The organism is uncultured Thiodictyon sp. (assembly GCF_903946935.1).
In the GTDB taxonomy this organism is placed as follows: domain Bacteria; phylum Pseudomonadota; class Gammaproteobacteria; order Chromatiales; family Chromatiaceae; genus Thiodictyon.
Map to the genome: position 1 here is coordinate 1 of NZ_CAJAXH010000072.1, position 12,286 is coordinate 12,286.

The 12,286-nt window shown below is 65.8% G+C and carries 14 protein-coding genes; 3 read left to right on the forward strand and 11 right to left on the reverse strand.

Features of this window, described 5'->3' with window-relative positions; genetic code table 11:
• Positions 1-377: 377 nt before the first annotated feature.
• The 5 genes from QZX93_RS06400 to QZX93_RS06420 form a co-directional block, all read right to left on the reverse strand.
• Positions 378-2,000: an ATP-binding protein gene (locus QZX93_RS06400; protein ID WP_295389237.1), complete on the reverse strand. Its 1,623-nt coding sequence runs from the start codon at positions 1,998-2,000 to the stop codon at positions 378-380.
• Between the two features lie 89 nt (positions 2,001-2,089).
• Positions 2,090-2,341 carry a PIN domain-containing protein gene (locus QZX93_RS06405; RefSeq protein ID WP_295389235.1) on the reverse strand — a complete coding sequence of 84 codons (252 nt, stop codon included), beginning with the start codon at positions 2,339-2,341 and terminating at the stop codon, positions 2,090-2,092.
• Positions 2,342-2,482: 141 nt separating this feature from the next.
• Complete coding sequence (locus QZX93_RS06410; RefSeq protein WP_295389233.1) at positions 2,483-2,713, reverse strand: type II toxin-antitoxin system prevent-host-death family antitoxin; 231 nt, start codon at positions 2,711-2,713, stop codon at positions 2,483-2,485.
• Positions 2,714-2,740: 27 nt separating this feature from the next.
• Positions 2,741-2,959 carry an addiction module protein gene (locus QZX93_RS06415; RefSeq protein ID WP_295389231.1) on the reverse strand — a complete coding sequence of 73 codons (219 nt, stop codon included), beginning with the start codon at positions 2,957-2,959 and terminating at the stop codon, positions 2,741-2,743.
• A gap of 52 nt (positions 2,960-3,011) precedes the next feature.
• Positions 3,012-3,155, reverse strand: a complete 144-nt coding sequence (locus QZX93_RS06420) for a hypothetical protein (RefSeq protein ID WP_295394452.1) — start codon at positions 3,153-3,155, stop codon at positions 3,012-3,014.
• Positions 3,156-3,186: 31 nt separating this feature from the next.
• On the opposite strand from QZX93_RS06420, the gene parC reads away from it, so the two are divergent.
• Entirely contained in the window at positions 3,187-5,436 is a 2,250-nt protein-coding gene (parC, locus tag QZX93_RS06425) for a DNA topoisomerase IV subunit A (protein WP_295389229.1), read from the forward strand.
• A gap of 385 nt (positions 5,437-5,821) precedes the next feature.
• On the forward strand, positions 5,822-6,586 hold the full coding sequence (gene pssA / locus QZX93_RS06430) for a CDP-diacylglycerol--serine O-phosphatidyltransferase (protein ID WP_295389227.1): 765 nt from the start codon (positions 5,822-5,824) through the stop codon (positions 6,584-6,586).
• 195 nt (positions 6,587-6,781) lie between these two features.
• Here the strand turns inward: pssA and aroE are convergent, their stop codons facing one another.
• Entirely contained in the window at positions 6,782-7,603 is an 822-nt protein-coding gene (aroE, locus tag QZX93_RS06435) for a shikimate dehydrogenase (RefSeq protein ID WP_295389225.1), read from the reverse strand.
• Between the two features lie 3 nt (positions 7,604-7,606).
• Positions 7,607-8,620: a porphobilinogen synthase gene (gene hemB / locus QZX93_RS06440; protein WP_295389224.1), complete on the reverse strand. Its 1,014-nt coding sequence runs from the start codon at positions 8,618-8,620 to the stop codon at positions 7,607-7,609.
• A 227-nt stretch (positions 8,621-8,847) separates the two neighbouring features.
• On the opposite strand from hemB, the gene QZX93_RS06445 reads away from it, so the two are divergent.
• A complete protein-coding gene (locus QZX93_RS06445; protein ID WP_295389221.1) occupies positions 8,848-9,402 on the forward strand; it encodes a cyclic nucleotide-binding domain-containing protein in 555 nt (184 codons plus the stop codon).
• A gap of 41 nt (positions 9,403-9,443) precedes the next feature.
• Here QZX93_RS06445 and QZX93_RS06450 read toward each other — a convergent pair whose 3' ends face one another.
• The 4 genes from QZX93_RS06450 to QZX93_RS06465 all read right to left on the reverse strand — a co-directional run bounded on the left by QZX93_RS06450 (position 9,444) and on the right by QZX93_RS06465 (position 12,046).
• On the reverse strand, positions 9,444-9,941 hold the full coding sequence (locus QZX93_RS06450) for a PH domain-containing protein (RefSeq protein WP_295389219.1): 498 nt from the start codon (positions 9,939-9,941) through the stop codon (positions 9,444-9,446).
• A gap of 138 nt (positions 9,942-10,079) precedes the next feature.
• Positions 10,080-11,093 (reverse strand): class 1 fructose-bisphosphatase, encoded by a 1,014-nt coding sequence (locus QZX93_RS06455; RefSeq protein WP_295389217.1) that lies wholly within the window; start codon positions 11,091-11,093, stop codon positions 10,080-10,082.
• 67 nt (positions 11,094-11,160) lie between these two features.
• A complete protein-coding gene (locus QZX93_RS06460; RefSeq protein WP_295389215.1) occupies positions 11,161-11,427 on the reverse strand; it encodes a DUF6489 family protein in 267 nt (88 codons plus the stop codon).
• Positions 11,428-11,584: 157 nt separating this feature from the next.
• Complete coding sequence (locus QZX93_RS06465; RefSeq protein WP_295389213.1) at positions 11,585-12,046, reverse strand: hypothetical protein; 462 nt, start codon at positions 12,044-12,046, stop codon at positions 11,585-11,587.
• Positions 12,047-12,286: the final 240 nt, after the last annotated feature.

A 12,286-nucleotide genomic window follows, 5' to 3' on the forward strand; every position in this document is an offset into this window, starting at 1 on the left:
GATTGATTAAACAGGAAAACGACTTTTTGGCGCAAAAGAGGAAACTCTTTGCATTCAATCGGTTGCATCACTAAGTCCGACAGCCTGCTAGAAAGAGCAGTTGTCACGCCAAGGCGCCAAGCTCGCCAAGGCTTTTCAGTGCGTTATCAGCGTTGCGGCAGTCGCCCGGAGGGTGATGCCGATGCTGTGCATATCTTTTTGTTTCTTCTTGGCGTCTTGGCGCCTTGGCGTGAGCAACTGCCGGATTTAGGTTGATCGTCATTCCGGCCGGGACGCCGGAATCCAGGCCACGGACGGCAGCTTTTCGGCGGCCGCGGAGTTGTAGCATATCGCGGACTGGCCGTAACGATGATCAAGCCCGTCTGCTTCGTTATCGGTCAATTCACCGCACACCAATCGGCCTGTACCAGGTTACGTGCCTGACTGTCGAATACCAGACCGACCTCGAAGAGGCCCTGACTCGGCAGTCCGCGATACTTGGCGCTATAGCCGCGGGTGCGGATCTGCGCCAGCGCGGGATTGGCGGCGCCGGTCTTGGTCGGATCGCCCGCGTCCTCGTTACCCGGTGCCAGCTCCTGCGGTGGCGCCTGTCTGCGCCTGAGCTTGATCTCGATCACATAGATGTAATCGGCCAGCTTGATGGTCAGGTCCACCTGGCCCTGATTGCTGATATCCTCTGGGATGATCTGGGCATTGAGGCTGGCAAAAAAGGCATAGAGCACGCTGGCGTAATAGCCCTCGGCCTCGGGCAGGCTATTTCTCGTGAAGTTGCGCCACGGAATGCCGGCGAACAGTCGCTGGATGGCGGCCACCAGGGCGGCGACATCGCCTTGCGCCAAGGGTTCGTAGAGGCTCTCTTGCCAGCGCAGGCGTTCGCTCGGCAGTCGTGTCGTATAGGCATCCACCAGATGGTTGGCGAGCGCCTGGCGGACCTCCTGGTTGGGGATGCGCAGTGCGAACAGCCATTGGTCAAAGGCCTGGCGGGCGCGGTCGATGGTCAGATAGCCCGTCTGAAAGAGCAGCGTCACCGGGTCGATACGCTCGATGTCGAATGAGTCCAGGATCTCCTCGCTGGCCTCGATCCCTTCCAACTCGGGCAGGAAGGTGCGGCGTTGCTGCAACAGCTTGATCAAGAAGCTCGGGCTGCCGGTCTCGAACCAGTAGTTCCGGTAAGTCATGCCCTTGCGTATGAACAGCAAGATATCGAAGGGGTTGTAGACCGGCTCGCCGAGAAAATTGTAGCCGTTGTACCAGCGTTTGAGTTTAGCCCAATCGACCCCGGCCAGGTGCCCGCCAAAGGTGCTCTCCAGGTCAGTCTGGGTATAGCCGCACAGCGTGGCAAAGCGTCCATCCAAGGTCAGGTCTTCAAGTTGGTTCAAGCCCGAAAACAGGCTCACCTTGCTGAACTTGGTCACCCCGGTCATGAAAACAAACTCGATATGGGCGTCCTGCGCCTTCATGGTCGAGTAGAGATTCTTCAGTCCCTCGCGCAGCGCCGCGGTACGCTCCAGATGTTCGATGCTGTCGAGGATCGGCTTGTCGTATTCATCCACCAGGATCACCACGCGCTGGCCGCTGGCCTCATGGGCGCGGATGATCAGCTCGGCAAAGTGGCCAGGGATGCTGGTGGCCTCGCATTGGATGCCAAGGCGACGCTGATTGAAGACCAGTAGCTCGTGGATCGACTCATCGAGCCGCTCGGTGCTCTGTACCACCCCGGCGGCAAAATCGAGCCGGATCACCGGGTGGCGGCGCGACCAGTCCCAGTGAGGATGGATGTCAAGTCCCCGAAACAGCGCCTCGGCTCCCTCGAACAACTCCTTGAGCGTATCCAGAAACAGGCTCTTGCCGAAGCGGCGTGGGCGCGACAGAAACCAGTATTTGCCCGTGGTCGCCAGGGCCAGGGCGTGCGCCGTTTTGTCGACATAGGTATAACCCTCGTTGATGATCTCGCTGAAGGTCTGGATGCCGACCGGGAGTCTCTTGAGGGGTGGGGGCATGGTGTCTGGCGCGAAACCGGGTGAAGGATGCAGTTGAGTCTAGCGCCGGCCGCAGGGCATCGCCAGCCGTTTGGGGTTCCGCACAGCGATTACCAGAGCGTTGCGACCGCGGCGCTCTCACGCAGCTTCTCATCGATGGTCACCAATATGGCCCCATAGGCGTTGGCAGTCGCAGCGATCAGGCGATCGGCGGGATCACCCTGCGGCAGATCGATCTCGATGGAGGCCCGCGCGATCTCCGGGGGGATCGGTAGCACCGCCACGGCGCGGGCATCCAGTGCCAGGCGGCAGAAGGTGGCACTGTCCGTGCCCGGATCGAGCCTCCCCTTGCCGACCAGCATGGCGATCTATCTCCCACAGGGTGATATCCGCGCAGGCCAGGGAGCGCTGCGCCTCGCCGTGGTCCAACGCTTGGCGCGCGAGGGGGCTCAGTCGCTCAGGCGTCAAGGCGTCGAAGATCAGGGCGCAGGTGTCCAGCAGGATCATTCGGCCGCGGTCCAAGGTGCGTCGATGGGGGTTACCACGTCACCGACCCGGGCGCGGACGCGCAAGACCGCCAGACGCTCCTTCGCCGCCGCCCGCGCGTCCGGCGCGGCGGTCAGCCGCGCGACGACCCGCCCGCGACGCGTGACGAGGAACTCATCCCCGGACTCGGCTTGCCCCAGATACTCGGGTAAGTGCCTGCGCAACTCGCCGACAGTGACTTCAAGCATTGCGGTTTACCATGAGAATTCGGACTTTCACGTTAGCTGACTGCGGATCGTCCGCTTGGCGGTCTCCCAGTCCGTGAATTGTTCAGTGCCTTGCGTGATGGCGGATTCTCTCTGCGCCAGGAGGTCTTCGTGCCAGGAGGGGGATTCGATGCCGTTATCCTGGCGGCACAGATCGTCCCACAGCGATTCCATGAGTTGGAGCTTTTCTTCCAGGGCCAGGTATGCGAGCGGAAGTTCGATCATCATCGGTTCTCCGGTGGCGCGGGGGAGGGCGCTGACGGTCCCCGTCGGGGGCGCGCTAGTCGCCATTTTGCCGCATAGTGCCCGTCGGCGTCACGTCGGCGCTCGCGGCGCACAGGGCCTGACACAGGCGTGCCACCGCGGCAGCGGTGGCACGAGAACGCCCATCCCCCTTGGCCCGCACCCCCGCTTGCCGCATCATGTGCGGCTGACTCCCGCGGACTGGACCGACCATGACGGACACCCTGACCTACAACGCCGAGGGCCTGGAGCGCCAGCCCCTCGCCGTCTTTACCGAGAAGGCGTACCTGGACTATTCCATGTACGTGATCCTGGACCGTGCCCTGCCTTATGTGGGCGACGGGCTCAAGCCCGTGCAGCGGCGCATCCTCTATGCCATGTCCGAGCTGGGGCTCTCGGCTGCCGCCAAGTTCAAGAAGTCCGCCCGTACCGTGGGCGACGTGCTCGGCAAGTTCCACCCCCACGGCGACAGCGCCTGCTACGAGGCCATGGTGCTGATGGCCCAGCCCTTCAGCTATCGCTATCCGCTGATCGACGGCCAGGGCAACTGGGGCTCGCCGGACAATCCCAAGTCCTTTGCGGCGATGCGCTACACCGAGTCGCGCCTGACCCCCTATGCGGAACTGCTGCTGGGCGAGTTGGACCAGGGCACGGTGGACTGGCAGCCCAACTTCGACGGTACCCTGGAGGAGCCCAAGCTCCTGCCCGCGCGCCTGCCCAACCTGCTGCTCAACGGCGCCAGCGGGATCGCGGTCGGCATGGCCACCGACATCCCTTCGCACAACCTGCGCGAGGTGGCGCGCGCCTGTATCCATCTGCTGGACCACCCGCAGGCGACGGTGGCGGAGCTGACGGCCTTTGTGCCCGGGCCGGACTTCCCGACCGCGGGTGAGATCGTCACGCCGGCGGCGGATCTCTTGAAGATTTACGAGACCGGTAACGGCAGCCTGCGCCAGCGCGCCCGTTACGAGGTGGAGGCGGGTGAGATCGTCATCACCGCGCTGCCCTATCAGGTCTCGGGCGAACGGCTGATGGAGCAGATTGCCGCCCAGTTCAACGCCAAGAAGCTGCCCATGATCGAGGACTTCCGGGACGAGTCGGACCATGAGTTCCCGACCCGCCTGGTCATCGTCCCGCGCTCCAACCGGGTGGACACCGAGCGGCTCATGTCGCATCTGTTTGCGACCACGGACCTGGAGCGCAGCTACCGGGTCAATATGAACCTGGTCGCCGGCAACGGCCGGCCGCGGGTCATGGATCTCAAGGAGATCCTGGTGGAGTGGCTGCTCTTTCGCACCGCCACCGTGCGCCGTCGCCTGGAGCACCGCCTGGGCAAGGTGCTGGACCGGCTGCACCTGTTGGAAGGGCTGCTGATTGCCTATCTCAACATCGACGAGGTGATCCGCATCATCCGCACCGAGGATGAGCCCAAGCCGGTGCTCATGGGCCACTTCGCGTTGAGCGACATCCAGGCCGACTATGTGCTGAACACCAGGCTGCGCCAACTCGCCCGCCTGGAGGAGATGAAGATCCGCGGCGAGCAGGAGGCCCTGGCCGCCGAGCGCGATCGGCTCCAGGGCATCCTCGGCGACGAGGCGCGCCTGAAGGGCTTGATCCGCGAAGAGATCACCGCGGACGCGGCGAAATATGGCGATGCCCGCCGCTCCCCGCTGGTCGCGCGTGACGCCGCCGCGGCGCTCGATGAGACCGAGGTGACCCCGAGCGAGCCGGTGACCGTGGTGCTCTCGGAGAAGGGCTGGGTGCGCGCCGCCAAGGGCCATGAGATCGACGCGGTGGCCCTGAGCTACCGTTCCGGCGATCAGTTCCTCGCCGCCGCCCGACTGCGCAGCAACCAGACCGCGGTGTTTCTGGACAGCAGCGGGCGCAGCTATTCGCTCCCGGCCCATACCTTGCCGTCCGCGCGCGGCCAGGGCGAGCCACTCACCGGCCGGCTCGACCCGCCCAAGGGGGCGAACTTCGTGGCCGTGCTGGGCGAACTCCCGCAGACCCGGCTGCTGCTCGCCAGCGACGCGGGCTACGGCTTCATCATCCGGATGGAGGACCTGTATGCCAAGCCCAAGGGCGGCAAGGCGGTGCTGACCCTGCCCGCGGGCGCCCGGGTGCTGCTGCCCCTGCCGATCCCGGACCTGCCGAACCCGCGTCTGGCCGCCGCCACCAACACCGGCCACCTGCTGGTGTTCCCGATCGCGGACCTGCCCGAGATGCCGCGCGGCAAGGGCAACAAGATCATCGCCATTCCCGCCGCGAAGGGCGCCGAGCGGCTGGAGTGGCTGGTGGGGCTCGCGGTGGTGCGCGAGGGCGGCAGCCTCACCATCGCCTCCGGCAAGCGGACCTTCACCCTCAAACCGGCCGATCTCGACCTCTACCAGGGCGAGCGCGGGCGGCGCGGCAAGGCGCTGCCGCGGGGGTTCCAGCGGGTGGATGGGCTCACGGCGGAGTGAGGTTGGAGCGCCGACAGGGGAGCGCCGACATTGGAGCGCCGACATACTGTCGGCGACGGCGCGCAGCCCAGTGGGGACCTCACGAAAAACCGCACCAGACCTTGACCTGGTGAAGCGGGGGAGGGCGCGGGGCTATCGGTTGACCCTGACTCCGGCAATGGCTCACGCCAAGGCGCCAAGCTCGCCAAGAAAAAAATCGATTAGGTATCCAGATTACCTGTCGGGTGAATGGCCGGATGTCGATAACCCGCTAAGAAAACTTGGCGAGCCTGGCGCCTTGGCGTGATACCGGCCCTTTCCAGGTTGGTCGGTCGGTCGCCCCCAAGGGCGACCCACAGGTTTAGGCTATACTCCCGCCCCACATCCCAAGGTCCGGTCCTGCCCAATGGAACAACCCCCAGTTACACGCAAACGTCCCCGCGGCATCTATCTGCTGCCCAATCTGTTTACGACGGCGGCCCTGTTCGCGGGGTTCTACGGCGTGTTGGCGGCGACCCAGGGGCGCTTCGAGGCGTCCTCGATTGCCATCTTCGCGGCCATGCTGCTTGACGGGTTCGACGGGCGCGTCGCCCGCATGACCCATACCCAGACCGCCTTTGGGGCCGAGTATGACAGCCTCTCGGACATGGTCGCCTTCGGGGTCGCCCCGGCCCTGATCGCTTATCACTGGGCCTTGCACGGGCTTGGTAAGGTCGGCTGGCTCGCCGCTTTTGTCTACTGCGCGGCGGCCGCCCTGCGCCTGGCCCGCTTCAATACCCAGGTCGGCACGGCCGATAAGCGCTTTTTCCAGGGGCTCCCCAGTCCCTCGGCGGCGGCCGTGGTGGCGGGCGGGATCTGGATCGGGGCCGATCAGGGGATCGACCCGTCCTATGTTTCCTGGGTCGTGGCCGCCCTCACCGCGGGGACCGGTCTACTGATGGTCAGCAATTTCCGCTATTTCAGCTTCAAGCAGCTCGACTTGCAGGGGCGGGTGCCCTTTGTGTTGGCGGTGGTGGTGATGTTGGTGATTGCACTGATCCTGATCCAGCCGCCCATCGTCCTCTTCCTGGGCTTTCTGGGCTATGCCATCTCGGGTCCGGTCTGGACCCTGAAGAGCCTGCGCGACCGGCGCGCCACCCGGCGGCGGGGTCGAGCGGACAGCGGGGGCTGAGGTTTTCTCACGCCAAGACGCCAAGCAAGACCGGGAATTGCTCACGCCAAGACGCCAAGACGCCAAGAAATACAATAGGGTAAAACCATTATCCAGCTCTACCGTCGGGTGATTGGCCCAAGGTTGGTCACGTACTGAAAAACCTTGGCGCCTTGGCGTCTTGGCGTGAGACCTGCCTGCTCCCGATTCGTCGCGCTACCGGGTGTGTCGCAGCATGGCGATGACCGGCGCCGTCTGCGGCGTCACCCCGCGCCACAGTCTGAACGACTCCGCCGCCTGCTCCACCAGCATCCCGAGCCCATCGAGCGCCTGCGCGGCCCCGTTGGCCAGTGCCCAGCGGCAGAAGGGCGTGGGGGTGTCGGCGTAGAGCATGTCATAGGTCCAGGCCCCTGGGGCGAGGCAGTTGGGCGGTAGTGGCGGGACCTCCCCCGTGATGCCGGCGGAGGTCCCGTTGACGATCAGATCGAAGCGCTGACCCTCAAGGTCGGCCAATCCAACGCCGCGCACGGCCCCCAAGGCCGCCACGTCGGCGGCCAGGGCGACGGCGCGCGCGGCGGTGCGGTTGGCGATCAGCAGGTCCTTGAGCCCGGTCTCCAGCAAGGGGCGCAGGACACCCCGCACCGCCCCGCCGGCCCCGAGCAGGAGCACCCGCCGCCCGGCAAAATCGAACCCGTGGTTGTCCCGCAGGTCCCGCACCAGACCGACCCCGTCGGTATTGTCGCCGCGCAACCGCCCGCCGGGCAGCGGGATCAGGGTGTTGACCGCCCCGGCGGTCTGTGCCCCGGGGCTGCGCTCATCCACCAGCCGCCACGCCGCCTCCTTGAATGGCACCGTCACATTGAGGCCGCGACCGCCCACCGCGAAGAAGCCCCGCACCGCCTCGTCAAACCCGTCCAGGTTGCCCAGCACCCGGCCATACTCCAGGTCCTGCCCGGTCTGGCGGGCAAACGCGGCGTGGATCAGCGGGGACTTGCTGTGTGCGATCGGGTTGCCGATGACGGCATAGCGCTCCGGCATCGGTCACTCGCCCAACCAGCGGGCGACGTCCTTGGCGTAGTAGGTGAGGACCCCGTCGGCCCCGGCACGCTTGAAGCCAAGCAGCGACTCCAGCACCACCGCGCGCTCGTCGAGCCAGCCGTTCTGGCTCGCCGCCTTGAGCATGGCGTACTCCCCGCTCACCTGATAGACGAAGGTGGGCACGCCGAACTGGTCACGGACCCGCCGCACGATGTCCAGATAGGGCATCCCGGGCTTGATCATCACCATGTCCGCGCCCTCGGCCAGATCCAGTCCAACCTCGTGCAGGGCCTCGTTGCTGTTGGCCGGGTCCATCTGGTAGCTGTATTTGTTGCCACCCTTCAGGTTCGCAGCCGAGCCCACCGCGTCGCGGAAGGGTCCGTAGAAGCTGGAGGCATACTTGGCCGAATAGGCCAGGATGCGGGTATGGATGTGGCCCTCGGTCTCCAGTGCCGTGCGCACGGCACCGATGCGCCCGTCCATCATGTCGGAGGGGGCGACGACATCGGCCCCGGCCTGGGCGTGTGAGACCGCCTGGCGGACCAGCACATCGACCGTGGCGTCATTGAGCACATAGCCTGAGGCGTCGATCAGACCGTCCTGCCCGTGGGTAGTGAAGGGGTCCAGGGCGACGTCGGTGATCACCCCCAGGTCGGGCAGTGCGTCCTTGAGCGCGCGCACGGCACGCTGGGCCAGGCCGTCCGGGTTGAAGGCCTCGCAGGCGTCCTCCGACTTGGCCGAGGGCGGCGTCACCGGGAACAGGGCCATGGCCGGGACGCCGAGCGCGGCGATCTCGCGCGCCTCCGCCACCAGCAGGTCGATGCTCAGGCGCGTCACGCCGGGCATTGAGGCCACCGCCTCGCGCTGCCCCGACCCCTCGAGCACGAACACCGGATAGATCAGGTCGTCCGGGGTCAGGGTGTTCTCGCGCATCAAACGGCGCGAGAAGGCGTCGCGGCGCATCCGACGCATGCGGGTCAAGGGGTAGGCGGCGCGCGCCGTGTCGTACAGGGACATGATCGGACCTCAGCTGATAGGGTAATGGTTCGCCGGTGGGGCGCCCCGGCAGGCGGGGCGACTACCATAGCCTAGAGGGGCCGATGGGTCCAAGCGGGTTCGCAAAACGGCGCCCCGGTGCGGCGGTCGGCGCGGTCGCGACCTGCTAAACTTTCCTGCCGGTCAATCCAGGTTCTGCGCGCGATCTCGTCGCCTCGATTCAATCCCAGCCGACCCAACAGGCAGCCATGAACGCGAATGCCACCCCGGGTGCGCCGCCCGAGTCACTCCCGAACACCGGGGACGAACTGGCGCTGTTGCGTGACATGCCGATCTTCGGTGCCGTGCCGGATCGCGCGCTGGACTTTCTGGACGCCCGGGCCAGACGGGTGGCAGTGCCGGCCGGAGACTGGTTTTTCCGCCAGGGCGATCAGGGCGACACCATGTATGTCCTGCGCTCCGGGCGGGTGGAGATCCACCGTGCCTGGGGCGCGCGCGACGAGGTCATCGGGCGGCTGGGGCCGGGCGATTGCTTCGGCGAAATGGCCCTGATCGATCTGTATCCGCGCAGCGCCGGCGTGCGCGCCGCCGAGGACTGCCGTGCCCTGGCGCTCGGCAATGCGCTGCTCTACCAGCTCTATGCCGTCGACCCCGAGCCCTTTACCCTGATCATGATGAACCTGGCGCGCGAGTTGAGCCGCCGCCTGCGGCGCACCGAGTCCCTGTTGGCTTACCACTACGGACCCGAACCGCAGCCGGAGCGGCGCGGCCCGGCGGGACCTTATGAGATAAACTTTGTTTGAGGCTGCTTCAGGGTTGACGATGTTGTCGATGCCGAGATCGATCAGGTCGCCGCCGGGGTGGTCGCTTGGCCCGGTATCAGGGTGAGGATACGCTCAGGGCAGGGCAGTCCGCGCACGACCAGTGCGGGCTTGTCACTGTCCGTGTAGATGCTGATATCCCCCACGTCCAGCAGGCGCTGCAGCCGCGTCTGGTCGACCCGCAGGTCACGCACCTCCTCCCGATCCATGGTGACCACTTGCCTGTTCATGAATCCCTGCCTCCAGCTTAACCCCTCCGCGGTGACCAGGATGCACTCGAAGCGCGCGGGGGCGTACCACACATAGAGCCGCGCGGCGCCGAGGAAGAAGAGGAGGATCCCGATGAACTGAACGGTCTCCGGGCGCATGCCCCCGGTGAGTCCCTCGAGGACCCCGGGCGCGGCTACCCGGCCGGCCCCGACGAACAGCAGCCCGGCAAACATGATGACGAATACGCTCAGGCTGGATAGCGGCCGCATCCGGAAGATCTGTGGATGGGCTTCGTAGAACAGGTCGGACATCGAGAACTCCGCGAATCTTAAGTCGAAAAATGAGTCGGATACTATCAGCAAGCGGCGGGGGCGTGAAGTGCTGGGGGCCATGGGCCGGGCGCTGAACGTCCGCCGGGCCGCGGCGCCCGGCCGCGACCCGGCGCCGCATCACCCCTCGCGGTGGTAAGCGAGGATGCGTTCCACCTCGTTGCGTGAGCCCAGGATTACCGGCACCCGCTGGTGCAGCGATTGGGGTTGCAGCTCCATGATCCGCTCGGTGCCGGTGATCGAGCCGCCGCCGGCCTGCTCCACTATAAAGGACATGGGGTTGGCCTCATAGAGCAGGCGCAACTTACCGCCCAGGTCCTTGGCCTTCATCTTGGCGTCCATGGGATACATGAAGACCCCGCCGCGTGTGAGGATGCGATGGACCTCGGCGACCATGGAGGCGATCCAGCGCATGTTGAAGTCTTCCCCGCGCGGCCCCTCCTTACCGTCCAGGCACTCCTGGACATAACGGCGCACCGGCGGCTCCCAGAAGCGCATGTTGGAGGCGTTGATGGCGAACTCCCGGGCGTCGGCCGGGATCTTCATCATGGGGTGGGTGAGGATGAACTCGCCGATGTTCTGGTCGAGGGTGAAGCCGTTGACCCCGTTGCCGGTGGTCAGCACCATCATGGTGGAGGGTCCATAGATGGCGTAACCGGCGGCCACCTGCTGGGTCCCGGCCTGGAGGAAGTCCCGCTCGGTCGGGTGCTGGCCGCCCCCGGAGCAGCGCAGGATGGAGAAGATGGTGCCCACCGAGAGGTTCACATCGATGTTGGACGAGCCGTCCAGCGGATCGAAGGTCAGCAGATACTTGCCGCGGGGCTTGCCGGCCGGGATTGGGTAGATCTCGTCCATCTCCTCGGAGGCCATGGCAGCCAGGTGGCCGGCCCACTCGTTGGACTTGATGAAGACATCGTTGGAGATGACATCGAGCTTTTTCTGGGTCTCGCCCTGGATGTTCTCGCTGCCGGCGCTGCCCAGCGCGCCCACCAGGGCGCCGTGGTTGACATAGTTGCTGATGACCTTGCAGGCGGTGACGATGTCGTTCAACAGCGAGGTAAAGTCACCGGTCGCCCCGGCGATGTGCCGTTGCTCCTCGATGATGAATTGGGTAATGGTGGTGCCGTTATGCATAGGAGGTCCCCCTGTTGTTAAGATTGTGGTGCGTTAGGTGTGGTCGGCCGCGGCCAGTCGTAAAGGTCTATTTCTTGCCTTCGCCGTGGGTGTCGTCGGCGCTCTTGGGGTGCGACATGGCACCGCCCAGGAATTTCTGGAACATGTCCCACGAGGCCATGGTGCCTGCCATATAGGGCTGGAAGAGTTTCACCGGGTCGTAGCCCTCGGCCCCGGTCATCATGCGTTCGCGGATGTCATCCATCAGTTGCCGCTGGAAGGCCTCCACGTCCGGCAGACCGAACAGCTTGCGCATCTCCTCGGGGGTGATATCGAAGTTGACCGTGATCTTCATCGGGCGCTCCATTGGGGGGTGGTTAAACGATAGGGATGGGCGGCAGCCAGGCCGACCCGGTGCCCACTGTGACCGACCGGGGCGGTGGGCGCAAGCGGTCGCGGCCAGGGGCTCCGGCCCCGTAAGAGCGGCCCCTTGGCCGCGACGAGCGCCACCCTCAGTGCCGGCTGGCCCGCGGGATGGGGTCCGCCCGTTCCGGTTCTTCGACGGCGATGGTCTCGCGCACGCGCCGCCCGATCAGGACACAGCCCCGCTCGAAGGCGCGGCGCGCCTCCCGGGCGTTCCAGTCCCAGTCGCTCGGGTGGGCGCTCGCCTCGAGCTGCCAGTGGCCGGTGGTCAGCACGGCGCCGATGCGCACCTCGAGCGTCCAGTCGTGCCAGACCTCCTCCGGCTTGCCGTCTTCCACGAATTCCTGCTCCACCAGCCGCACATAGTTCCCGGCGCTGTCGTCCATCGCCACGACATTGGACAGGGCGAGCGATTCGTCCACGCAGCTCGACCAGCCGGTATGCACCGCGCTCGCGGTGCCCATCAGCGCGTGGATCAGCAGCGCCGGGGTGGTGGTCAGGGAGAGCGGCGTCTCCCAGTCCGGCTCGCCGCTGTCAGCTTCGTTGGTCATGAGTGCCCCTTCAGGTTGTCCGGCCCCGCGTCGCGCGAGTCTGCCCAGCCGCGCAGTGTAAGGGCGCGCCACGGGGTGACACAATGCGCTTGACGGTTGCTGTTAACCCAAAGTAGTAATGTCCCCTCCGTGCAATGTAGAGATGTCCCCTTTGGGCAACCGAGGGGGCGTGATGCCGGAGGAGACCATCGAGATGACGAAGAAGGCGCTGCACCGTCTGCGGGCGGTCGAGGCGGTGGC